The 23,884-nt window shown below is 59.9% G+C and carries 21 protein-coding genes; 10 read left to right on the top strand and 11 right to left on the bottom strand.

Translation table 11 applies throughout. From position 1 onward, the window contains the following. Window positions 1–13 precede the first annotated feature (13 nt). Window positions 14–1,159, top strand: a complete 1,146-nt coding sequence (locus tag AC24GY_RS01920; protein ID WP_487679810.1) for an exonuclease SbcCD subunit D C-terminal domain-containing protein — start codon at window positions 14–16, stop codon at window positions 1,157–1,159. A gap of 3 nt (window positions 1,160–1,162) precedes the next feature. Beyond that, window positions 1,163–3,985 carry an AAA family ATPase gene (locus AC24GY_RS01915; RefSeq protein WP_487679808.1) on the top strand — a complete coding sequence of 941 codons (2,823 nt, stop codon included), beginning with the start codon at window positions 1,163–1,165 and terminating at the stop codon, window positions 3,983–3,985. A gap of 138 nt (window positions 3,986–4,123) precedes the next feature. On the opposite strand, the gene AC24GY_RS01910 is transcribed toward AC24GY_RS01915, so the two are convergent. Then, window positions 4,124–5,839 (bottom strand): amidohydrolase, encoded by a 1,716-nt coding sequence (locus AC24GY_RS01910; protein WP_487679806.1) that lies wholly within the window; start codon window positions 5,837–5,839, stop codon window positions 4,124–4,126. Between the two features lie 75 nt (window positions 5,840–5,914). Here AC24GY_RS01910 and AC24GY_RS01905 point away from each other — a divergent pair, with 75 nt between their 5' ends. Next, window positions 5,915–6,214 (top strand): hypothetical protein, encoded by a 300-nt coding sequence (locus AC24GY_RS01905; RefSeq protein WP_487679804.1) that lies wholly within the window; start codon window positions 5,915–5,917, stop codon window positions 6,212–6,214. Between the two features lie 7 nt (window positions 6,215–6,221). On the opposite strand, the gene hrpA is transcribed toward AC24GY_RS01905, so the two are convergent. Beyond that, window positions 6,222–10,025, bottom strand: coding sequence for an ATP-dependent RNA helicase HrpA (gene hrpA / locus AC24GY_RS01900; protein ID WP_487679802.1), 3,804 nt, complete (start codon window positions 10,023–10,025; stop codon window positions 6,222–6,224). Here hrpA and AC24GY_RS01895 point away from each other — a divergent pair. After that, entirely contained in the window at window positions 10,007–10,741 is a 735-nt protein-coding gene (locus AC24GY_RS01895; RefSeq protein WP_487679800.1) for a DUF1003 domain-containing protein, read from the top strand. The genes hrpA and AC24GY_RS01895 overlap by 19 nt on opposite strands. A 1-nt stretch (window position 10,742) precedes the next feature. On the opposite strand, the gene AC24GY_RS01890 is transcribed toward AC24GY_RS01895, so the two are convergent. Together AC24GY_RS01890 and AC24GY_RS01885 are read right to left on the bottom strand one after the other, a co-directional pair. Further along, entirely contained in the window at window positions 10,743–11,171 is a 429-nt protein-coding gene (locus tag AC24GY_RS01890) for a hypothetical protein (protein ID WP_487679798.1), read from the bottom strand. 59 nt (window positions 11,172–11,230) lie between these two features. After that, on the bottom strand, window positions 11,231–11,707 hold the full coding sequence (locus tag AC24GY_RS01885; protein ID WP_487679796.1) for a cupin domain-containing protein: 477 nt from the start codon (window positions 11,705–11,707) through the stop codon (window positions 11,231–11,233). Between the two features lie 132 nt (window positions 11,708–11,839). Between AC24GY_RS01885 and AC24GY_RS01880 the strand changes: the two genes are divergently transcribed. The 6 genes from AC24GY_RS01880 to sufD all read left to right on the top strand — a co-directional run bounded on the left by AC24GY_RS01880 (window position 11,840) and on the right by sufD (window position 16,918). Then, window positions 11,840–12,298: a Fur family transcriptional regulator gene (locus tag AC24GY_RS01880; RefSeq protein ID WP_487679794.1), complete on the top strand. Its 459-nt coding sequence runs from the start codon at window positions 11,840–11,842 to the stop codon at window positions 12,296–12,298. Window positions 12,299–12,328: 30 nt separating this feature from the next. Further along, window positions 12,329–13,087 carry a Fe-S cluster assembly ATPase SufC gene (sufC, locus tag AC24GY_RS01875; protein WP_422318220.1) on the top strand — a complete coding sequence of 253 codons (759 nt, stop codon included), beginning with the start codon at window positions 12,329–12,331 and terminating at the stop codon, window positions 13,085–13,087. Window positions 13,088–13,112: 25 nt separating this feature from the next. Next, complete coding sequence (locus AC24GY_RS01870) at window positions 13,113–13,580, top strand: type II toxin-antitoxin system VapC family toxin (RefSeq protein WP_487679792.1); 468 nt, start codon at window positions 13,113–13,115, stop codon at window positions 13,578–13,580. Between the two features lie 8 nt (window positions 13,581–13,588). After that, on the top strand, window positions 13,589–13,831 hold the full coding sequence (locus AC24GY_RS01865) for a hypothetical protein (RefSeq protein WP_422318217.1): 243 nt from the start codon (window positions 13,589–13,591) through the stop codon (window positions 13,829–13,831). Between the two features lie 50 nt (window positions 13,832–13,881). Further along, the gene (gene sufB / locus AC24GY_RS01860) at window positions 13,882–15,300 is read left to right on the top strand and encodes a Fe-S cluster assembly protein SufB (RefSeq protein ID WP_395733896.1); all 1,419 of its coding nucleotides are present in this window, start codon (window positions 13,882–13,884) and stop codon (window positions 15,298–15,300) included. A gap of 262 nt (window positions 15,301–15,562) precedes the next feature. Next, window positions 15,563–16,918 carry a Fe-S cluster assembly protein SufD gene (sufD, locus tag AC24GY_RS01855; RefSeq protein WP_487679789.1) on the top strand — a complete coding sequence of 452 codons (1,356 nt, stop codon included), beginning with the start codon at window positions 15,563–15,565 and terminating at the stop codon, window positions 16,916–16,918. 24 nt (window positions 16,919–16,942) lie between these two features. Here sufD and AC24GY_RS01850 read toward each other — a convergent pair whose 3' ends face one another. From AC24GY_RS01850 to AC24GY_RS01820, 7 genes are all read right to left on the bottom strand, one after another. After that, entirely contained in the window at window positions 16,943–17,530 is a 588-nt protein-coding gene (locus tag AC24GY_RS01850; protein WP_487679787.1) for a hypothetical protein, read from the bottom strand. Window positions 17,531–17,648: 118 nt separating this feature from the next. Further along, on the bottom strand, window positions 17,649–18,236 hold the full coding sequence (locus AC24GY_RS01845) for a 3'-5' exonuclease (protein ID WP_422318210.1): 588 nt from the start codon (window positions 18,234–18,236) through the stop codon (window positions 17,649–17,651). Between the two features lie 69 nt (window positions 18,237–18,305). Further along, the gene (alr, locus tag AC24GY_RS01840; protein ID WP_487679785.1) at window positions 18,306–19,415 is read right to left on the bottom strand and encodes an alanine racemase; all 1,110 of its coding nucleotides are present in this window, start codon (window positions 19,413–19,415) and stop codon (window positions 18,306–18,308) included. A gap of 15 nt (window positions 19,416–19,430) precedes the next feature. Continuing rightward, entirely contained in the window at window positions 19,431–20,006 is a 576-nt protein-coding gene (locus AC24GY_RS01835) for a DUF1802 family protein (RefSeq protein WP_487679783.1), read from the bottom strand. Window positions 20,007–20,098: 92 nt separating this feature from the next. Beyond that, window positions 20,099–21,364: a phosphatase PAP2 family protein gene (locus AC24GY_RS01830; RefSeq protein ID WP_487679781.1), complete on the bottom strand. Its 1,266-nt coding sequence runs from the start codon at window positions 21,362–21,364 to the stop codon at window positions 20,099–20,101. 8 nt (window positions 21,365–21,372) lie between these two features. After that, window positions 21,373–23,121: a bifunctional alpha/beta hydrolase/class I SAM-dependent methyltransferase gene (locus AC24GY_RS01825; protein ID WP_487679779.1), complete on the bottom strand. Its 1,749-nt coding sequence runs from the start codon at window positions 23,119–23,121 to the stop codon at window positions 21,373–21,375. A 7-nt stretch (window positions 23,122–23,128) separates the two neighbouring features. Further along, a complete protein-coding gene (locus AC24GY_RS01820; RefSeq protein WP_487679777.1) occupies window positions 23,129–23,791 on the bottom strand; it encodes a CDP-alcohol phosphatidyltransferase family protein in 663 nt (220 codons plus the stop codon). Window positions 23,792–23,884: the final 93 nt, after the last annotated feature.

The following is a 23,884-nucleotide window of genomic DNA, read 5'->3' as shown; positions in this document are numbered from 1 at the left end:
TCTATTCAACTGCATGCGCATCCTCCACACGGCTGACTGGCATCTCGGCGCCCGACTCGTCGAGCGTGACCGCCTGCCGGAGCATGCCGCCTTTCTTGACTGGCTCATCGACACACTGCGCACCGAGAAGATCGACACGCTGCTGCTGAGCGGGGATGTTTTTGATGCAGCAAATCCACCGCAGGATGCTGTGGCCTTGTATTTCGACTTTCTCAAACGCCTTGCCGATCTGCGCACGGTGAAAGCCGTCATCACAGGGGGCAATCATGACTCCGCCTCGCATCTCAATGCGCCGCGTGAACTGCTGAAGCGCTTCGAGGTGCATGTCTTTGGCCATGCGGGTGAGAACATCGTGGATCTCGGCGAGGCCGTCGTCGCTGCCGTGCCTTTCCTGCGTGAACGCGATCTAAGGCAGGCCGCCGTCGGTGAGGCCATGACGGATGTGCAAAGCCAGGTGCGTGCGGCCATTCGTGAGCATTATGCCGCGCAACTCGGCGCCTGCCGTGCGTTGGCAGGCAAGCGCCCCGTCATCGCGATGGGACATCTCACGGTGCTCGGCGCGACCACCAGTGACAGCGAGCGCGACATCCACATTGGCAATCTGGGTGCCGTGGGCGCGGATGTGTTTGAGGGCTTTGGTTATACCGCGCTGGGTCACTTGCATAAACCGCAGCGGGTCGCGGGGCTTGAACATGTGAGGTACAGCGGCTCCCCCGTGGCGCTTAGCTTCTCTGAAGCTGCGGACAGAAAATCGGTCGTTGTGCTCGATACCGAGGGGATGAAAATCGAGACGCTTTCGATCCCAGCCACCCGGCTGCTGACCCGTGTCAGTGTCAGTCGTGCCACACTGGCTGCTGACTTGGAAAAGGTTGCCGCGGCAAGCTGGGCGGAGATCACGGTGAAACTTGATGCCCCGGAGCCTGACCTTGACCGGCTGATCCGCGAAGCTGCTGGTGCTCGCTTCGAAGTCTTGAAAGTTCTTGCGGACCTGCCTCTGAGTCTGGCCTCTACCTGGGAGCATACCGGCCCTGCTCTCAGCGAACTTCAGCCACGTGAGGTTTTCCGCGAACTGCTGAAGGAAAAGCAGATTGAGGGTGAGGAATTGAGTGCGGTGTTTGAGGAATTGCTGGCGCTGCGGGAACAAAAAATCACTGCCTAATTCATGCGCCTCCTAGCCGTTCGACTTCAGAATCTCAACTCGCTCAGCGGGACGCATGAGGTGCGGTTTGATGCGGTTCCGCTGAGTGCGGCGGGGGTGTTTTTGATCACGGGGCCAACGGGCGCGGGAAAATCGACTTTGCTGGATGCGATGACGCTGGCGCTGTATGGCCGGGCGGCGCGTTATGGCAATGACCGGGCGGATGAGATGATGAGCCGGCACACGGCGGAGTGTCTGGCCGAGGTGGATTTTGAAACGGGTGGTGAGAAGCTGCGTGCCATCTGGCGGCTGCGACGTGCCCGCGGCAAGGCCGATGGGAAACTGCAGCCGGTGGAGCGCCGTCTGGCCAATGCCACAACCGGAGAGATCCTGGCCGAGAAGGCGGCTGAGATGGATCGAATCATCGAGGAAAAGACAGGCCTGGATGTGCACCGATTTTTACGCTCCGTGCTGCTGGCGCAGGGGCAGTTTGCGGCGTTTCTGAAAGCGAAGCCGAACGAGCGTGCGGAACTGCTGGAGAAGATCACAGGCACCGAGATTTACAGCGATCTGTCGGTGCTGGCCTTTGAAACCCACAAGGTGAAGGATGAGTCCGCACGCACGCTGAAGGAGCGCCTCGGCGCGGTGACGGTGCTGGACGATGCAGGCCGCGCCCATCTGGAAGGCAGTCTCGCCGAGGCCCAAACCTATGCCGCACGACTCCAGACCGAGAGTCAAGCGGCAGCCCAGCAACTGCGGGACCAGCGCGAGCATGCAGGCATCGTGGCAGAAATCGCGACTCTTACCGCATCCCATCTGGCGCTGCAGCAATCGCAGGCAGGACTGAGTGCTGCGGTTTTAAAAACGAGGACCGCTGCTGAAGATGCCAAGCAGCAACGTGCGAAACGCGAACCGATGTGGGAGCAAGCAGCGGGCATGGCGGCGCAGAGCGAGCAGTTTGAAAAGCAGCTCGGCGAGAGCCGTGCGATGTATCAAACGTGGGCGAAGGAACAAAAGGAGGCAGCGGCACGACGCGAAGCCGCCGAGAAGGCGCTCGGAGCACATGCAGATGAGACGCAGGCCCTTGAAGCGTGGCTCAAACAACACGCCGACGACGCAGAACTCGGGGAGACTTTGCCAAAGCTGCGCGTGGCCGTGCGCGAATGGCGCAGCGTGTTTGAAAAGCTCGCCGAAGGCCGGAAGCGCCATGTGGAGGCGCTGGCACTTCAGCAAAACTTAGCCAAAGCGGAGTCGGCTGCGGCGGCTTTGGTCAAACAAGGTGCCGAAAGGACCGCAAAGGCGAAGACGGATCGTGCAGAGATGGAGCGGCTCGCGAAAGCGCTCGAAGCGCAGCGGGAGCTGACAAGACATGCCGAACAAGTGGCGGGATTTGACGAGCATCGGCAGGATTTGAAACCGGGAGAGGAGTGCCCGCTTTGCGGGGCGCTGGAGCATCCGTTTGCGAGGGCGAAAACGAATTTTGAATCGCAGCTTCAAGCTGCCCGAAAACTGCTCAAGGGCCTCGAACAACAGCATGAGAAATCAAATCGTGAGCTCGCGATGCTGGAGCGTGAGCTGGCGAAAAACGAGGCTGAGGTGATGGCGGAGAACAAGCGCATCGCGGAGATCAGGAAACGCGTGAGTGAGCTGGAGGCGCCGACAGATGGAGTGTTGGAACAGTGGAGTGCTGAGGAGGAGCAAAAGCGCGGCGTGGTTCAAAGCAGTCTCACGGGTGCGCAACCGAACGGCCTGTCCTCACCTCAGGAGGCTGAGTGTGAAATTGGCGCGCTGGAGCAGCGTGCCGCTTTGTTTGCAAAGAAACGCGATGAGTCGGTGCAGAAGCGCAGCGAGCGGCAGAAGATCGAAAGCGATATCCAGCTCGCGCAGCAGGAGCAGGATGCGAAGACGAAGCGCCTGGATGAATTGAAGGCGGAAGGTGTGACACTGCGGGCAAAGGCGGATGTGTTGAAGGCGCAGTTGAATGAGCTGCTCGGCGGCAAAACGCTCAATGAAGATCGTCAGCAGCATGAAGGTTGTGTTACGACGGCTGAGAAAACCTGGCGTGAAGCGGAGTCAAAACTGAACACGCTGCAAACGCAGAGCGCGGCGACGATGGCCAAGCTGGAGCAGCTTGAAGTACGCCGGCAGCCGTTTGCAGGACAGAGCGTTTTGGATGGGAAGTCCTTGAGCGAACTGGATGCGAGCGCGAAGCGATTGAACGATGCGTTTGCGACCAAGCGCACGGAACTTGGCTCGCTGGAGCAGCAGATCCGCAATGATGATGAGGCGCGGAAGCGGCGTGATTCTGGTGGTGCTGAACTGCAGGCGGCAGAGGCCGAAGCATTGCGCTGGGGACGGCTGAAGGAGCTGATTGGCTCAGCAGATGGCGCGAAGTTTTCGCGCTTCGCGCAATCGCTCACTCTGCGCCAGCTCATCGGTCTGGCGAATGAGCATTTGAAATCGCTGGCAGAGCGCTACCGACTCATGGCGGCGGAGGGCGATGAACTGGATCTCCGTATCGTGGATCTGTATCAGGCGAATGTGGACCGGCCGATGGAAAGTTTATCTGGAGGCGAGAGTTTCCTGGCGAGTCTGGCGCTAGCGCTGGGCTTGAGCGAACTGGCGAGCAGGCATCACCCGATCGATTCGCTGTTTATTGATGAAGGCTTTGGCACGCTGGATTCCGAGACGCTGGAGGTGGCGCTGAGTGCGCTGGAGAATCTGCGATCGCGAGGGAAGACGATTGGTTTGATCTCGCACGTGGAACTGCTCAAGGACCGGCTCACCACGCAGGTGCGCGTGGTGCGCGGTGCGGGTGGGACGAGCCGGATTGAGGTGGTGGCGTAGATGATGCGAGGAAGTACATTTCTTGCATACCTTCGGCATGCGCCCTTGAGAAGGGCATAACCTTGCATGGGGTCCAGGGGTGGCACTCGCTTCGAGAGTTTACCCCAGGCTACCTTCTGCGATCCCTTCGGGATCCGGTCACTTCTTTTCGAAGACGACTTTGCCGCCGAGCCAGGTCTTGAGGACCTGGGTTTGGACGAGGTCATCGATGGGACAGGTCAGGGGGTCGCGATCCACGAGGATGATGTCGGCGAGCTTGCCGGGTTCGAGGCTGCCGGTGTTTTTCTCGGCCTTGAGGAGAAAGGCGTTGTTGCTGGTGTAGAGGCGCAGGGCTTCTTCGCGAGTGAGTGCGTTTTCGATGTGCACAGGCTTGTCGAGTTTGCGGGCTTTGCGGGTGATGGAGGTCCACATGCCGAGCCAGGGGTTGTAGGGATTGATGCTGCGGAAGGAACCGATCTTCTGCATGTGATCGCTGCCACCACCGACGACGACTTTTTGATCGAAGCAGGCGCGCAGGGGTTGGAAGCGCGCCATGCGTGACTCACCAAAGTGGCCGGTCAGGGTGCGGCCGTCCATGTGGAGCCAGATGGGCTGGAGGTCGATGCAGACGCCGAGTTTGGCGGCTTTGGCGATGGAGTCGGGGTGCATGAAGTTGCAGTGGGTGACGCTGCTGCGTGCGGCGCGGACGCTGCCGGGGCTTTGGGCATCGACGGTTTCGTAGGTGTCGATGAGGAGCTGCACGGCGGCATCGCCGACGCTGTGCGCGGTGAATTGGAGTCCGGAGGCGGTGACTTTTTCGACGAGCTGTTTGAGACGTTCGGGCGTGATTTTTTGCACACCGCGATATTGAGAATCGCTTATGCCGTAGGCTTCGCTGATGCCCCAGGGTTCGATCATCCAGGCGCTGCCTGTGAGCATGCCGCCATCGAGATAGACCTTGGTGCCGATGATTTGCAACATGGGGTCATCCTTCGTCAGCGGGTGCTGAATGACTTCGTCGATGGCTTTAGCGCAGGCGGGCCAGAGACTCATGGATGGGATGCCGGGAGAGGGACGCATGCGAACGGTGAGATCGCCTTTGGTGAGCATTTTTTGATAAAGCTCACACTGCTTGAGGCTGGAATCACGGTCCGCCACGGTGGTGAGGCCGACGGAGTTGTAGTCGCGGAATAATTCGACGGTGCGGCGATAGGTGTCCTCTGCTGTGGCGGATTTGGATGATGTGGGCGCTTTGACGTTGTGACTGAGGCTGCGGAGGAGACCGGTGGGTTCACCGGTGGCATCCACCTCCATTTTACCGGCGCTGCCTGCCGGCACTTTGTAGTCACGGCTGTAACCGCCGAGCTTGAGAGCGAGGCTGTTAAGCATGGAATCCGGGCCGGTGGAAAAGACGACAGGGTTGTTGGGCGCGATGCGGTCGAGCTCTGCGCGGGTGGGGTAGCGTTTCTCTTCGAGACGTGTGATGAAGATCTGACGAACGCTGATGAGATCTCCCGGCTTGGAGACTTTGACGCGATCACTCAGGTAGGCGAGCACATCAGCGATGGTTTCCATGGTGGGAATTTCGTGATCGAACTCGATCATCGCCGCGCCGGGATGGACGTGGGAGTCCATGAGGCCGGGGAGCACTGTTTTGCCGGCTAGATCGAGAAGCTGACTGTCTGCTTCTTTTGTGGCGAGAACTTCATCGTTCGTTCCCACGGCTGTGATGCGCCCATCTGCATCGATGGCGATGGCTTCGGCAATGCGGAAATTTTTATCGACGGTGATGACCTTGCCGTGGTGGAGGATCAGGGCGGGTGCGGCGTGAAGAGAGGCAGATGCCAGGGCGGTAAACAGAACAGCGAGTTTCATCGGCATATCAACGTCATGAAAAGCCAGTTTGTTCTTCTCTGAACGGTGGGCCCGTGCTTGGTTGGCTGCATCCCCATGGCCATTTCAAATATCGAGAACAAAGAATCCCAGATCTGGGTGTATGATGAAAACAGCGAGTGTGTCGGACGCATGCCGGACAACCGGGTGGAGCTGGCTGGATATACCTCCGACTTCTTTGTCACGGTGGAAGGCGGGTGGATCCGCACTTATGACCAAGACTGTGAACGACTGGGCAGCCTGAGCGCCATTGGGGTCACGGTTCGCAGTGTGTCGGGTGGCAACTTTACTGTTACTGATGCGGGGGATGTGAAGAATTATGACCGCCGCTGCAAAGAGGTGAGGAAGCGTGGGTGACTTAGCACTACACCCACATCGCCTGCAGGCGCTTCACGCTCACGGGCTGGGCGGTGCCAAGCTCCTGGGCGAAGACTTGGACGCGGTATTCTTCCATCATCCAGCGGAAGGTTTCGTGCTGGGATTTGGGCACGTGGGACTGCCAGCCGTCGAAGTCGGCAATGAGGTTGTATTTCTCGATGTCCTTGGCGGGATTGGCGAGGCAGCGCTCGTTGCGGATCTGGATGGCTTTTAAATACCGCGGAAGATGCTGGAGCTGCTCGTGCGGTGTGGTGGCGAGGAGATCGGCGGGAATGAGGCGGGCGAGATCCTGTTCGAGGCCGGGGTAGCGTTTGGGCTGTGCGAGGAGTTTGGCGCGCAGATCGTGGATCTGCGTGAAGAGCGTCTTCACGCGATGGGTGACGGCAGGGAGATCGCGGCGAACAGTTTCGCAAAGTTTGAAGAAGCGCTCTTGGGTGAGCGGGAAGGTGGGCTGCAGGCGCAGCATGTAGGCGAGGATGTGCTCGTGGGCCTGCTGGGAGAGATTGGATGCGGGTGCGGCAGCGTTAAGCTGGGTGAGTGCTGCCTGGAAGCTGGCGGGCTGCTGCGGTTTGGCGGAGGCACCGCCGATGCTGCGGAGTTCTTTGGGGAGCCACGCGAGGTCTTTGCTCAAGGTGTTTTCAGCGAGCTGACGAACAGCGGCGGGAGTGGTGCGTGCGGCTTCGGCGGAGGTGCGGAAGAGGCGGACATCGATTTCGTTCTCGCGCAGGACGAGGCCGAGGTAGCCGAGGATGGGGGTGCCGTTGAGCTCTTCGACGACGATGGTTTCCGGCAGGTCGCCGAAGGACCAGGATTTGAGCGCGAAGCGTTCGATGCGTGGCAGCAGTTTGTCCCAGGCATCGGAGCGCAGGTCCTGCTTCTGCATGCTGCCACGGATGGTGTCGAGGTCGCGGCTGGCGGCGATAACGGTGTTCTTCTTGGGATCGAGCACTTCGACGCGCGGCTGCAAATGCGCGGGCAGGCTTTGCGGCGGCCAGTCTTCGGCGCGCACCTGGATGCGATAGCGGCGTGTGATGAAATCGGCGAGCGCGTCGAGGAAGGCTTCGCGGCCGGGATCGAAGTCGGCGGCGATTTCGCGGGCCTTGGGATCGATGGGCATCAACTGGCGGCGAATGACTTTCGGGAGCGCACGCAGCATGACGTTGGCAAGTTCTTCGCGGATGCCGGGGACCATCCACTGAATCTGGCCGCTGGTGAGATGACCGGCGAGCTGCGCGGGCACGCGCACGGTGACGCCGTCGTTTTCTTCGCCAGGCTGGTAGTTGTAGGTGAGGGGCAGCGCGGTGTTGCCTAAGGCGACCTGATCCGGGAACATCTGCAGGTCGGCTTCAAACTTCTCGCCGGCGGTGAGTTCCTGCTCGGTGGCGCAGAGGAAGTTTGGCTGCTCGTCGATGTGCTCTTTGACGAAGCGGTTGAGGTCGTGAATCGACGAGACGTTTTTGATGCGCGCGTCATAGAAATTGAACAGGCGCTCCTCGATGGCGTAGACGCGATTGCTGCGCACGCGGGTGAGCATCGTTTCGATCTTCTGGCGCAGCTTGTTGTTGTGCGCGTAAAAGCGCAGGGTGATGGGCACCTCCTGGCTGTCGATGAGTGCGGCGCGGATGAACATCTGAGTGGCGGCGACGGCATCGACCTTGAGGAAGTCGATGTGCTGGCGCTTCACCTCCAGGCCGTGAATGAGAACGCGTTGCGTCACGAGGACGCGCCCGGCTTTGAGATTCCAATGGGGCTCGCTGTATTTGAACTGGCAGAGATGCGCGCCGAGTTCGGCGATCCAGTTCGGATCAACCTTGGCGAGTGTGCGCGCAAAGAGCTGCGAGGTCTGCACGATCTCACCGGCGACGATCCACGGCGGCTGGCGGCCTTTGTCCTGACCGGGCTTGCCCTTGCCGTTTTTCTCACGGCGTTCGTAGAGATTGGAGCCGGGGAAGACGGAGACTTCGCGATTGCCCGCAGCTTTGTAGAGATTGCGCTCCTCTTTCATAGCGACGTGGCCAAGCTGCGCGGCGAGGATGCTGCGATGGATGGCGTCGTCGGTCGCGGGTGGCGTTTGCTGGCGCAGATCGTCGCTGAAGGAATCGCAGAGCTGCTTCCAGACATCGCGCCATTCCTGCATGCGGGTGAAGGAGAGGAAGTTGGATTTGCAGAATTTTCTCAGTGAATTGCGTGAGCCGCCCGAGGCTTCGGGGGTGGCGTTCCAGATTTTGAGCAGCGTGATGAAATCGGACTCAGGTGCGGCGAAGGCTTTGTGCGCGGCGTTGGCGAGTTCGCGTTTTTCTTCCGGACGTTCTCGCGGATCGGGAATGCTGAGACCGGCGGCGATGATGAGCATCTCGGGCAGGGCTTTTTCAACGCGGGCTTGCAGCAGCATGCGCCCCAGCGTGGGATCCAGAGGCAGGCGGGCGAGTTCGCGGCCGAGGGGCGTGAGTTCGTGGGTTTCGCTGAGAGAGCCTAGTTCGTGCAGCAAATCATAGCCTGCGCGGATGGAAGCGCTGACGGGCGGATTGATGAAGGGGAAGTCCTCGATCTCGCCGAGCTTGTAGGCCTTCATGCGCAGGATGACCTCGGCGAGGTTCGCGCGCTGAATCTCCGGCATGGTGAAGCGGTCGCGCTTCTCAAAATCTTCCTGCGAGTAGAGGCGGATGCAGATGCCGTCCTGCACACGACCGGCACGGCCCGCGCGCTGATTGGCACTGCTTTGCGACACGGCCTCGACCGGCAGGCGCTTGGTGCGCGTGCGTGGGTTGTAGTGGCTGATGCGGGCGAGACCGGTGTCCACGACGTAGCGGATGCGCGGAATGGTGATGGAGGTTTCAGCGACGTTGGTGGCGATGACGACGCGACGCTTGCGGCCGGGCTGGAAGATGCGCTGCTGCTCGGCCGAGGCCATGCGGCCAAAGAGGGCGAGCACTTCAAAGCCGGAACCCAGGCGGCCATCGAGAAGATCGCGCGTTTCACGGATGTCACGTTCCGTGGGCATGAAGACGAGGACGTCACCGTCGTCGGTTTCGATGAGGGCGTTTTCAACGGCAGCGGCGGCACCGTCGATGAAACCGAAGTCGTCTTCACCTCCCGAGAGCGGTGCGTAGCGAATATCCACGGGGAACATACGCCCCGAGACTTCGATGATGGGCGCGCCACCAAAGGCGGCGGAAAAGGCCTCGGTGTCGATGGTCGCGGAGGTGACGAGCAGCTTGAGGTCAGGCCGCTTTTTCAGCAGGCCAACAAGGTAGCCGAGGAGGAAGTCGATGTTCAGGGAGCGTTCGTGCGCTTCATCGAGAATGAGCACGGAGTAGTTCCGCAGCATGGGATCGCTCTGGATCTCTGCCAGCAGGATGCCGTCCGTCATGAACTTGATGCGGGTGTCGCGGCTGGTGTCGTCGCTGAAGCGCATCTTGCAGCCGACTTCGCGGCCCCAGGGTACATTCAGCTCTTCCGCCACGCGTTTGGACACGCTCATGGCCGCCACACGACGCGGCTGCGTGCAGCCGATCTGGCCGCGCACATCGTGCAGGGCTTCGAGGCACATCTTGGGAAGCTGCGTGGTTTTTCCAGAGCCGGTTTCGCCTGCCAGGATCACCACCTGATTTTGGCGAATGGCCGCAACGATCTCGTCACGGCGGGCCGTGATGGGCAGGTCTGGGGGATAACTGATGTGCGGCATGGAGCGAAAACGGGCGAGGAGAGTAGGCGGAAAATGGCAGATGACGAATTCCGAATGACGAATGCTGCGCAGATGTATTGTCCGCCATGGAGTCCACCCGTCCAAAAAACGCCCAGCAAGGCGTGTGCGCCGTCACCGGCAAGTCACAGCCGATCACCAAGCTCTTCGTCCTGCGGGAACTGCGTCCCAACATTGCGCATACCCTGCGCGTCCGTCATCCAGAACTGGCCGACGACTCCCGGGTGAGCTTGGATACCGTGAACGCCGCCCGGCTGGAATACATGCGCGATTTGCTGGAGACCCAGGTGGGTGATCTGACGAAACTGGATGAGGAGGTGGTGGAAAGCCTGCACAAACATGAGGTGTTGAGCGAGCGCCCGCTCTCTGAGACGGAGGAGGTGCAGAACCTCACCTTTGGCCAGCGGCTGGCGGACAAGATCGCGGACTTCGGCGGGAGCTGGACGTTCATCATCTCATTCTGCTTGTTTCTGGCCCTGTGGATTGTCATCAATGCCGGGGTGCTGCTGAAGCAGCCATTTGACCCGTATCCATTTATCCTGCTGAACCTCATGCTGTCGTTTCTGGCCTCGCTTCAGGCACCGGTGATCATGATGAGCCAGAACCGGCAGGAGGCGCGCGACCGCCAGCACGCGGAGGGTGACTACAAAATCAATCTCAAGGCCGAGCTCGAGATCCGCCACCTGCACGAAAAGATGGACTACCTGCTGCATCAGCACGCCACCAAGCTGATGGAGGTGCAGCAAATCCAGCTCGACCTGCTGCGCGAGCTGGCGCACGGGCGCGGCAAGCCGCACGTGTGATTCAGATCGAGCGTGGCAGCGGCCCCACTGGAATGAGTTTCACGTTTTGCGCAGGCAGTTTGGCCCCCGCTTTGATCCAATCGCGAAGGATCTGCATGTCCTTCTTGGAGATCGCATGGCCGCTGGGCGGCATGGCACCGGGGATTTCATCAGGAAAGGTGACGACCTGAAAGAAGCGGCTGGCTTGCGGTTTGCCGGGGACAATCCAGTGGGAGCCGATGAGCTTCGACAATGCATGCGTGTCGTTGATCGGCGGCATCGTGGAGAGCCGGTTGTCGCCGTGGCAGTGCACGCACTGATGTTCGAGCACGGTGAGAGCCGGCCCCCAGTTTCCAGACCCGGCGCTCGCGGTCGCAGATTTTTCTTCCCAGACAGGCTGCGTGCAGGAGGCAATCAGAACGAGGCAGGCTGAGAGCAGAAGTCGTTTCATGACTCAGCATGCCAGCATTTCCGGATCTTCACACCGCAAATGCTTGTGCGGGAATTGGCCTACTCCTCGCCTTTGAAGTACTCCACTTCCTGCATTTCGAAGGCTTTCCGGTGAGGTTTAGTCATCCATTTGCCGGAGTCGGGGTAGTGGATCACATCTGCCTGCGGCTGGTCGGCAATGACGAAAAAGGTGAGGTCTTCGGTGCCGTAGTTGATGAGCTGGTGGGCCTCTCCTGGAGGAAAGACGAGGTAGTCGCCCGCCTTGATGTCTTCCTGCCCCTTGGGGGTGCGCACGGCACCGATGCCGCTGAGGATGTAGTAGGCCTCCCACTGGGCGGTGTGTTCATGGAAGGGAAAATTGATCTTTCCCGCTGGAATGCGCTGGATTTCGAGATCGAAGGGATGGCCGCCAGCCCAGGTGCCGATGTCCTTCTGCCCGCCTGCGGCGATCGAGAGTGACTTGCGGGCGAGGCCGTACTTGCCTTGAGGGGAGTTTTGCTGGGTCCAGGGGAGGTCTTCGGCATTGGTGCGGTTCATATGGGCAGGTTGTAGCACGCGACGGACGTTTTGGCGTGATTTGGAGCAAAGAATTTTCAGCAAAACCGGCATCCCCGCTTGCCAAGTGAGCGTTCCCAATGCAGTTAGAATCATTCTAATTCTAAATTCGTCATGCCCCCCTCCCCTTCACGCACTCCTGCCAAACCTACCGGTCTGGACTGCCGCCTTGCCGTGCTGGGTTCGGACGTGCGCCTGACGCCGCACCGGCGTGAGGTGTTCGAAGTCCTGGCCTCCTCCACGGACCATCCCACGGCCTACGACATCCTCGACCGGGTGAAAAGCCGCAGCCCCGGCATGTCCTTGGCCACGGTTTACAACTGCTTGGAGCACCTGACCTCCAACGGCCTGATCAAGCTCGTCCATCTGGAGCGCGGCCAGTCCCGCTACTGCGCGAACCTGCACGAGCACATCCATTTCCACTGCGAGACCTGCGGCAAGGTGATCGACGCGCATCCCACCACCGACTTCGACCCCGCCAAGTTCTGGAATCTTCCCGCCGGCACCAAGATCGCCCGCACGGATCTGGCCATCCACGGCACCTGCTCCAAGTGCGCTGAGGCGAAGTCCTGAACTCCACCCCCTGTCCCCAACACCCTTTCCATGTCCCTCGAAATAAAAGCCCTCCACGCCCAGATCCCCGGCCGCGAAATCCTCAAAGGCCTGAACCTCACGATCAACCCCGGTGAAGTCCATGCCATCATGGGCCCGAACGGCTCTGGAAAGAGCACCCTGAGCAAGGTCCTCTGTGGCCACGACGACTACGAAGTCACCAGCGGCGAAGTCCTGCTGGACGGCGAAAACATTCTCGACATGGCCGTGGATGCCCGCAGCCGTGCCGGCCTCTTCCTCGCCTTCCAGTATCCGCACGAAATCCCCGGCGTGAGCAACGCCAATTTCCTCCGCGCCGCCTTGAAGGCCCGCCTGCCGAAGGGTGAAGACATCGATGCAGTGAAGTTCTACAAGCAGCTCTACGCCCGCATGGACCAGCTGGAAATGGACCGCAGCTTCACCAGCCGCAGCGTCAATGAAGGCTTCTCCGGTGGTGAGAAGAAGCGCAATGAAATCCTCCAACTCATGATGCTGGAGCCCAAGTACGCCATTCTCGATGAAACCGACTCCGGCCTCGACATCGACGCGCTCAAGATCGTTTCCCGTGGCGTGAACGCCATGCGTAGCGAGAACCGCGGCTTCCTTGTCATCACCCATTACCAGCGCCTGCTGAACTACATCCAGCCCGACATCGTCCACGTCCTCAAAGACGGCCGCATCGTGAAGACCGGCGGCAAGGAGCTCTCGTTGGAGCTTGAAGAACGCGGCTATGACTGGGTGACTGATGAGTCGCTGGTGGCGGCAGCATAACCCCACCCTTTGAAGCCATATCGAGATGAAACCCAGCGTGTATATCGAAACGACCATCCCGAGCTACCTCGTAGCCCGGCCTAGTCGTGACATCGTACTCGCCGGGCATCAGGAAACGACGCGCATTTTTTGGACGCAGCGCCGAAAAGAATTCGACCTTTTCATCTCTTCGTATGTGATCGAAGAATCAAGCAGTGGAGAAGCTGAAATGGCGGCCCGCCGCTTGGACAGTCTCAGAGGCATCCCCATGTTAGCCGAAACGCCGGAAACTGGTTTACTGGCCTTGCGTTTGATTGCCAAACTCGGTCTTCCTCAGAAAGCCGAGGCAGATGCATATCACATCGCCATTGCGGCGGTCCACGGAATGGACTTTCTGCTGACTTGGAACTGCACACACATCAACAACCTGAACATGTTTCGACGCATTGAAGAAACCTGCCGGGAAGCAGGCTTTACGCCACCAGTCATCGGCACCCCCGACGAACTCATCTAATGACTGCCATGAACACCATCGAAGATCCTATCGTCGCAGAAGTGCGGGCCAATCGTGAAGCGATCTTTGCCAGTTGTGGTTACGATCATTCCAAATTCAACGCCCACATGCATGAGGTCAGCGAACGACTCAAAAGCGAGGGGTGGCCCGTGGCAAACCGCCCCGTCATCCGTCGCTCCACGAGCCACCAGTCCACTCCTCCAGAATCCTTCATCCTCCGCGAAGACCCTCCAGCAAACACTGAAAGCTGAGTGCATCCAGCTTGAAACTTTAAACCTGAAACCCGCCAAACTTTAACATTATGGTCACCGCCCCAGACAACGACATCTCCGACATCAAGGTCGACAGCGTCGGCGATTTCACTTTCCCCGAGCGCAACAAGTACGACTCCGGCTTTGGCATCACCGAGAAGACGGTCGATTTCATTGCCGACGTGAAGAATGATCCCGACTGGATTCGCGAGTTCCGGCACAAGGCGCTCAAGGTCTTCCAGGACAAGCCGATGCCGACGCATTGGGCCACGAAGGATCTGGAGAACATCAAGTTCGACGAATTCCGCTACTACCTCAGCGACGGCCAGAAGCCGAAGCGCTCCTGGGACGATGTGCCCGAGGACGTGAAGAAGACCTTTGACCGTCTCGGCATCCCTGAGCAGGAACGCAAGTTCCTCGCGGGTGTGGAAGCGCAGTATGACTCCGAAGCCGCCTATTCGAACATCAAGGCAGCCGTCGAAGAGCAGGGCGTCATCTTTGTGAACAGCACCGAAGGCCTGCACAAACACCCCGAGATCTTCCGGAAGTGGTTCGGCAAGGTGATCCCGACGGGCGACAACAAGTTCTCCGCGCTCAACAGCGCCGTGTTCTCCGGCGGCTCATTCATCTACGTGCCGCCCGGCGTGAAGGTGAAGCATCCGCTGCAGGCTTACTTCCGCATCAACAGCGAGCAGTTTGGCCAGTTTGAGCGCACGCTCATCATCGCCGACGAAGGTGCGGAAGTGATGTACATGGAAGGCTGCACCGCGCCGAAGTTTGAAACCGCCACTCTGCATAGCGCGGTGGTGGAACTCGTCGCCATGAAGGGTGCCAAGATTCAGTATGTGACCGTGCAGAACTGGAGCAGCAATGTCTTCAACCTCGTGACGAAGCGCGGCATCGCGCATGAAGACGCCGAAGTGCGCTGGATCGACTGTAACATCGGCAGCCGCCTCACCATGAAGTACCCCGGCGTCATCATGAAGGGCAAACGCGCCCGTGGTGAAGTCATCAGCATCGCTCTGGCGAACAGCGGCCAGCATCAGGACACGGGAGCCAAGATGGTCCATGCCGCCGATGACACCACGAGCAACGTCATCTCCAAATCCATCTCCATCGGTCAGGGCCGCAGCACCTATCGTGGTCTGGTTCACATCCCAAAGCACCTCAAGGGCTGCAAGAACAACACCGAGTGCGATGCGCTGCTCATCAACAGCAACAGCCACACCGACACCTACCCCGCCATCAGCGTGCGGGGCAACCAGCACTCCACGCAGCATGAGGCGAGCGTCAGCCAGGTCAGCGCGGATCAGATCTTCTACCTCATGCAGCGCGGCCTCACCGAGGCTGAAGCCATGAGCTTGTCTGTGAACGGTTTCATCAATGATCTCGTGAAGGAATTCCCGATGGAATACAGCGTGGAATTGAAGCGCCTCATCGACCTCGAAATGGAAGGAAGCGTGGGCTAGCGCCAGCATGACGAAATCAGAATGACGAACAACGAACATCAACGAATCCCAGCTGCGGGATGCCCGACTTTGTCACGGCACTCTGGAGTATTCCATCCTGCCGGACCTTTCCGCATGCCTGTGATCGCCCGAAAGCGCCGGAGGGCCGGCGCACTCCAAAACGCTGTCGCGGCTTTTATCACACCCACGCGTTTGTCTTCGTTGTGTTCCAAAGATGCCGCCCGCCATTAACCACTGACTTTTTACCTCTCACTTCCCTTCGATGTCTGCCACGCTCCTCGCTCCCACATCCCCCTCCATGCCCGCCGAAGCCACTCCTGATCAGCCCGCTCCTTCCGGCCTCGAAATCACCGTGCCTGTGCGCGATGAGAAATCCGCCCCCGGCTGGTTTCTCGCCCGCTCCGAAGCAGCCTGGGCTGAATTCCAGACGTTGCCGATGCCTGGCATCAAGGATGAGAACTGGCGCTACTCCAGCTCGAAGAAAATTGAGCTCGCTGATCATAAGCCTGCCATCGCCCCCACGGCTGCAAACACCGCTGCTGCTCTCGCGGCCACAGAAGGGCTCAAGGAACGTGCGGCACGCTTTGTCTTTGTGAATGACGTGCTCGTCGAGTCTGACACCACGAACCTGCCTGCGGGTGTGGTTTGCGTGACCTTTGCGGATGCGCTGCGGGATCACAACGAGGTGCTCAAGGAGCACTTCATGCAGCGTGAGATGACACTGGGCTCCGCCAAGTTTGCCGCCCTGCACCTTGCCCATGTGAAAGCAGGAGCGGTCATCATTGTGCCGAAAAACGTGGCGATTGAGAAGCCGGTTGAAATCTTCCACTGGGTGGTCGGCGATCATGCCGCCATCTTCCCGCATACGCTCATCGTGACGGGTAACAATGCCGAAGTCAGTGTGGTCGATCATTACCGCAGCCTCGAAGGCGAAGGCGGACTCAGCATCGCCATTGCCGATCTCGTCGGCGGACGTGGCAGCAAGATCACCTATGCCGCATGCCAGGAGCTGGCGGATGATGCGCAGGCGCTGCATCTTTCCAGCATCGTGGCAGGACGTGATTCCGCCATCAAGAGCTTCCAGGTGCAGCTGGGCGCCAGCTTCAGCCGCAGCGAAAGCGTGAGCGATCTCATCGGCGAAGGTTCCCGCAGCGACATGCTCAGCGTGTCCCTGCCCATCGGCGAGCAGGTGGTCGATCAGCGCACGTTGCAAAACCATAAGGCCCCGCATGCGAGCAGCGACCTGCTGTACAAAAACGCCCTCTACGGCAAATCGCGCAGCATCTTCAGCGGTCTCATCACCGTGGATGAAGGCGCGCATTACACCGACGCCTACCAGACCTGCCGCAACCTGCTGAACAGCAACGAAGCCGAGGCAACGAGCCTGCCCGGACTCGAAATCAGCGCCGACCAGGTCAAGTGCAGCCATGGTGCCACCAGCGGCCCCATCAGCGATGAGGAGCTCTTTTATCTCAAAGCACGTGGCATCAGCGACAGCGAAAGCCGCAAGCTCATCATCGAAGGCTTCCTGGCCGGTGTCATCGAACGCTTTGGCAATGGCGAACTGCTCGATACTCTGGTGGCGCGCATCGACGAAAAACTGGAGCGCGCGGTATAGTCTGCGGGGTGCCCCCCTGCCCTCTTATCGCCGCATCTGCACTTTTTGCGCGGGCTCCATCATCGTCTTGACGCCGCTGGCTGCTGGGTTTTTAAGCACCTCGTCCACCTTTTGCAAAAACCCACGAACGTATGCCGCTGAGAGCGACTGCGACAGATGGGAGTTCGGAAGCGACACAACCAAGCCCTCGCCTTGAGCCGCCCGTTCCAAGACGGCACGATCATACCTCTGTCCCTCCAAAGTGACCTCGTGGTCCTCTGCAGTCTCCTGCATGTCGCTCGCCTGCAATTGCAGGACATTTTTTTGATAACAGTGGAAATAGCGCGCCTTGCCAGACGCTATTTGAGCGGCCAGCCCCCCTCTCACCATCCGCGGAAGCTCCGTTGTCGTGGTGAACTCGATGTAATCCCAATCTCCCTGCACCAGCAGCGAACCGCTCTTCAACCGGAAGACCTCGGTGCAGGCATAAGCTTTGGCTGGATTTTTGACTGTGGAAGGCGTTTCACATGCGACCAGACAAAGGCCGACAGCCATAAGAATACGACGGGAGAATTTTTGCATCATGCCCATAGGATAAAACAACCATTCGCCTTCAAGCAATTTTTGCTTCAAAACATCCCTGACACCTTCCGGTCTTAACCACGCTTTCCATCAATCCGTTGCTGCTTGGAAATATACCGATGGCACCAGCTCGACAGTGGCGTTCTGACACAAGAGCTTTGCCCCCACTTCAACAAACGCGATCCAGCGCAGGAATCACCCCGACCGAAAGATCCACCGGGCAGTTGGTCACACTCGGGGTGAGACGCTCCCACATGTACTGAACGGCCTGGGCCAGCAGTTGAACGTCCACGCGAGCATCGTGGCGCTTCACGCCTTTGCTGGACACGCCTACGCGGCCCAGAACCGCGTCCAAACCATGGCCACCTTTGCCGCCCCAGATTTTGCGGGAGAAGTCACGTGAATCGAGGGCGCTCGTCTCGCGCACCGGAATAGCGTGGCGTTTGCAGTTCTCCGCAATGAAGCGCATGTCGAAACGAATGCCATTGTGGGCAATGAGCGTCGCATCATGACCGACGAAGCGGGAGAACTCCATCAGCACATCCACGGGATGGGGAGCGTCCGCCACCTGCTCCTGCGAAATGCCAGTCAGCTTGGTGATGAAGGACGGAATGCGGTTTTCCGGCCGCACATAGCTGTCGAAGTATTCTCCTTCATCCCACTTGCCGTTCTTCACCTTCATGGCTGCGATCTGGATGATCTCGTGCTGGGAAGGTAACAGGCCGGTGGTTTCGAGGTCGAAGATGATGAGGTTCATGAATGCGGGCGGAACACGCTGTCGCATCCCACCCCTTCGTTGCGGCCATAGCAGGCTGATTGCAAGGCATTAAACGTACACCCGGGGCACGCGGGAGTTGATATTGGTCAGCACTTCATAGGGAATGGTGCCCGCCCAATCCGCCACGTCTTGAGCGGATATGCCATCACCAATGAGGGTCACGGCGTCGCCATTGTAGGCGGTGCCCCACTCCAGATTCACCATGAACTGGTCCATGCACACACGGCCAGCAATGGGATGCCGCTGGCCGCGAATGACCACCTGTCCGCGATTTGACAGCGCCCGAAAATAACCATCGCCATAGCCCACGGGCACGGTGACGACACGCACCGGGTGATCGCTCTGCCAGGTACCACCGTAACTGACGGAACTACCGGTCTGCACGACTTTGAAATACACCACCTGAGACTTCCAGCTCAGCGCCGGCTGCAACATGACGGTATGCGGAACCTCCTTTGAAGGATAGACGCCATAGAGCATGATGCCCGGACGGACGAGATCGAGGTGGCTCTCTGGAAGCTGCAGGATGCCGCCGGAATTGGCGATGTGGCGCTGGGGGGGCTGCAGTCCGCGCTTTGGATAAAACTCCAGCACTTCAAGAAAGCGTGCGAGCTGCTCTTTGGCTGAGGCGAGGTCAGCGGCGTCTGAATTGGCAAAATGCGAGTAGATGCCGGCGACTTCCACATTGGTGAAGCTTAAACTGGCCTCCTGAAGCTTCTCCGCGTTGTACCAATGCACGCCAATGCGCTCCATGCCGGTGTCGATCTTCAGATGTACGCGCGCTTTTGTTTTCACTGCGGCGGCGGCTTCATCAATCTGGCGCAGTTTGTCGATGGAGGAGGCCGCCATCATCAAATCATGCGCGATGAACTGAGGGATCTGCCGCGTGGCCACACCGCCAAAGACGAGAATCGGCAGCGTGATGCCGGCCTGACGCAGCACGATGGCCTCTTCCAGCAGCGCCACGCCCAGGCAAGGCGCGCCATGATTCATCAAGTGCCGCGCCACCTCGACGATGCCATGGCCGTAGGCATTCGCCTTCACCACGGGCATGACGGACGCCGCGCCCACATGCGCACGGATGGCGTCATAGTTCTGCGCGATGGCACCGAGGCTAACCTCGACGTGGGCTGGGCGGATGGCGTCGGTTGGATTCAAGTGGGGCACACTCGACTAGCCCAGGATCGCTTTCAACTTCGCTGACACTTCGGCAAAGGCTTCGTCGCTCAGCGCCGGAGTCGCGGCTGCGGCCAGAGGCAGGCCCTCTTCAGGCAGGGTGATCCAAGAGCGGCAGCCGCCGTAGCTCTTTGCATAGGGGAAGTGCCAGTTCTGCGGCAGCTTGTAGGCGCGGACGAGAGCCACATGCAGGCAGGTCTCATCATCGTAGATGAAGCGATCCTTCACCACGTCCTCGTTCCAGATGTGCAGCGGAGCCAGTGCGGCCACTTTGTCCCAGTCCGTGACTTTCCAGACCTGCTCCAGCGTGGCGCAGCCGTCGATGTCGACGGTGGTGCGTTCCTCTTCGGGTGGGAAGTCGCGCTGGGTATTTTCGGGCACCCAGCTGAGTTTTTCGGCCTGATTGTGGAACCAGGTAGGGAAGAGGAAGAACTGACGGTGCTTCCACTCAAAGCCGCCGCGACCTTCGTGGATGCCGCCTTTGCGCAAAATGATGCTGAGCCGGCCCTGCGCGAGGGCGTCGCAGACGAAGGACCATTCTTTGAATCCGGTGGGGGTGGTGAAATCAGGCATGATAGAGGGTTACGTAAGCGGAGCAGCGGCGAGAGCAAGCAGGAGCAAAAAACGAAGTCTTAATGACAAATGACGAGGTCACACTTCGGTCATCAGATAACCACATCTGGCTCCAGCTCCCGCACGCGCTGCACCGCCACTGCCAGGTCCACTGCTTCCCCGCTCTCCCCCACCCAGTGGGCTGCGATCAGCGCCGATCGTTGCAAGCCCAGCTGGCAATGCACAAACACGCGTCGCTCCAGCGCCCGCTGCTCACGAATAAACCCCAGCGCTGCTTCAATCTGTTCCGTCTTCAGCGGCACCAAGTCCAGCAGGGGCAGGTTCACGTAAAACGCCCGCTCCCGAAATGCCGTCGGCGCATTCGTTTCCGCCGTCAGATCCAGCACCGCCAGATCACCCTGCCCTTCCGCCATTACCATCGACTCCGCCTCCTTGCCCGTCACGCGTCGTCCGAAGCACACCCCCGGCGTCACCTCGCACCAGCCTGGCTTCCGCTTCAGCCACTTCTTCTGCACCCAGCCCCGCACCAGCAGGATGGGCAGCAGGCACCATTCGGCAGAGGGCGACAGGGTTCCATTCTCCTTGCCCAAAAGACGCGAAAGCCCCGTGGCATACGCCAGTGCCACGATCCCACACGCCACTGCTGGCCACACAAAGCCGATCCACGCAAATCCCAGCGCCGCGCACACCACCGCGCCCGCTCCATACCTCACCGCATACTTCTTGGAGGGATTCCACGTCCCCATTTGTCTCGGGTCGGGGATCAGCGCGGCCACCACCCAGCCCATGATAAATCCGCCCGCCACATCAATGAGGTGATGCTGCCACACCAGCAGCGTGGACAGACCGATCAGGATGAACCACACTTTCACCGCCGTCCGCAGGTGTCCCGTGAGACGAGCCCCATAAAACACCCACACCAGCGACCGCAGACTGATGTGCAACGATGGAGCCAGATTGTAGGGCAGGTCATTGAAATACAGCGCGTGGAAAAAAGGAGCCGTCCATCCGCTCGGCTCCGGTCTCGGCAGCCCCAGCTTCAGCGGAAACAGCAGGAAAAACAGCCCGCTCAGAATCGTCACCGTCATCAGCCGCTTCGTCAGCAGATTTAGCTCCGTCTTGCTGCCGCATAAGAAAAACGCCCCGCAAAAAAAGAAGTCCAGCGACCAGTACGGCACCACCAGCTCCTTGACGAACGGGATGCTTTTTTCCCATTCAAACATCATCGTCGGCACATTTCCCCGCGAGTGGGTAAACAGGTTGCAGCCGCTGTACACGATCACAAACGTCGCCCCTGCCAGCGCCAGCCGCCAGAGCGCAGGCCACAGCAGCCCCGCCTCACGTGGAGTTCGGTTCATGACCATGCTCATGCGGCCCCACCCTTCGGCTTTCTTGCCACGCTCACCGTGAAGATGCCGAAGTCATCCACCCATTGCTTCTCTTTCTTGAAGCCTGCGGCCTCCACCAGGGCGTCCATTTCTCCCTGGGGGCGCCGGCGCATCACCCAGAACTGGCCATCGCGGTTCGTCAGGGTCCGTGCGATCATCTCCACCTGTGGATGCCACGGCTGCCCCGTGTAGATCAGCCAGCCACCGTCATTCACCGCACTGAAGAGGCCCCGCAAGGAGCGCTGCAGCTTTTCATTCTCTGGAAACAGCTCATACAGGCCTGACACCACCGCAACGGATGGCTTCGGCTCCACACTCGCCAGCGAGTTCTCATCAAACGCATCGCCCTTCAGATGCGTGATCCGCTCCTGCAGTCCCTTCTCGCGCGCCGTCGCACGCCCTGCATCCAGCGCCGACTCACTCCAGTCACGGCACAGCACCTTGAGATCAAAGCCAAATTCCTGGTCCTCCAGCACATCCAGCAAATAGCGGCCTGCGCCGCCCGCGATGTCCATCAGTTGCAGCGGCATGCCCGCCTCACGCACGTGTTTGAGCGCATACTTCAGCGCCTGATTCATGCACGCCCGCCGTTGGCGAATGCCACGCCAGCCGATCGCATCCAGATACCCGCGATCAATCACCTTCCCAAGCCCCAGCCCCCCATTCGCCTTGTTCTTGTACACATAGTCCAGCGACTCCCCGGAATCGAAGCCCGTCGCATGGCCGATGCGGATCCCCTCGCTCAGCTTGCCAAGCGTCCCCATGCTGATCCGCTGCAGCAAAAACGACAGCCCACGCAAGGAAGGCGACGGCAGCGGCTTCTTCAGCATCGCAAATTCCGCGTTCGTCACGGGATTGGACAAGTCCGCCTCCAGCCGAGGTGGCGTGAAGTTAGCGATGCAGCGCTCTGCGAAGCGCTTGATCGCTCCGCATACTTCATCCCGGCATACATCGTGGAAGATCGCATGCCGCGCCCCCTTCAGCGTGAGGTGCGTCTTCTGGTCACTGCCGTAGTTTTCGTACAAAGTGTCCGCCGCTTCCCGCTTCACCACTTTGTCTGCTCCGGCGGAAAACATCAGCAGCGGCCGGTCCATCACCTCCGCATCACTGATCACCCGCTTCGCGGTTTCGAAGAGATCCACGAGAATTTTTGCCGAGATGTCCTTCGATATGAGGGTGTCCTCGTCATACACCTTCGCCGCACTCGCATCCCGCGTCAGCCATGAGCCCTGTACATAGCTCTTAATGGTCGCATCCGCCTTCACCTTCTGCAGCAGGCGGATGCCCGTCAAGGCTCCCGGAACGATCAGGTTCACCTCCAGCGCCGGCGTCGCCAAAACCAGGCCCGCGATTCGTGGCGCGAAATCATGCACCCATGCCGCCCCCACCACACCGCCCACGCTGTGCGCCACCACAACCGTCCGCTCGGGCACCAGCCCATGCGCTTTCTGCAGGTGATGAAAAAACGTGTCCAGATCCCGCACATACTCCATGAATCCCGCCGCATGTCCGCGCCTCCCGGGCGACTGCCCATGGCCTCGTGCCTCCCATGCGTAGATCGCCGTGTCCGGCATCGTCAGAAGCGGCACCACGGTGTCCCACCGGTCCGCATGCTCATGCCCGCGATGCAGCAGCACCAGCGCCTTTGACGCACCCGCCACGTTCCACGTCTTGTAGTGCAGCGCCAGCCCGTCATCCGTCGTGAATTGCAGTCGTTCAGAGTTCATGCGTCGCTCATCCTTTCGGGGGTTTTTGATTCAAGGCCTTTGCGAGATGCGCCGTGCGCCGCCAGCAAGTGATCACGATGCCAGCGTTCACAATCACAAGACACCACAGCATAAGCGGCGGTGCTTTCACATTCATAATATCGATAGTCATCATCGACAGGCAGCCCACCGTCACGGCAAACATGCGGTGAGGCTTCGCCATCGGCCCGCAGAAATCATGCCTCCCAATCAAGCTCGCACCCAGCGCGCGGATGTAAGCCGTCAGGATAGCACCGCCCATCGCCGCCCAGCCCAGCGCGATGCCCCAGTCTGTGCCCACCGCATAACCGAGTGGCACTAAGATTAACGCATCATCAATCCGGTCGGGAATCTCATTGAAGAGATCCCCCGTCACCGACTTCAGGCCGCCCTCCACAGCCAGCAGCCCGTCCATCATGTTGCAGAAAAGCCGCAGCTGAATCCCCGCCGCTGCCACGAGCCACCACGCCCATGCATGCGCGCTCTGCGGCACCATCAACTCCGCTCCACCGGCCACCGCCGCACAAACGATACCCAGCAGCGATACCCCATTGGGCGTCAGCCCCGCCTTCAACATCCATCGCGAGAAAAACCCCGCCCACGCCGTCGTGCGTGACTTAAGCGGACGCCGTGCGGCAGAGTCGTCGATCATGGTCCCCATGCAACAGCACGCCTTGAGTCCCCGCAAGTGCCCGATTGACGCTGTGCCACTATCCGCCGCATAATCCCACCACTCCCGCACGTA

The organism is Prosthecobacter sp. Pr1 (assembly GCF_057652315.1).
The sequence above is the reverse complement of the archived record's forward strand: the minus strand, read 5'-3'. Positions and strand labels throughout refer to the sequence as shown.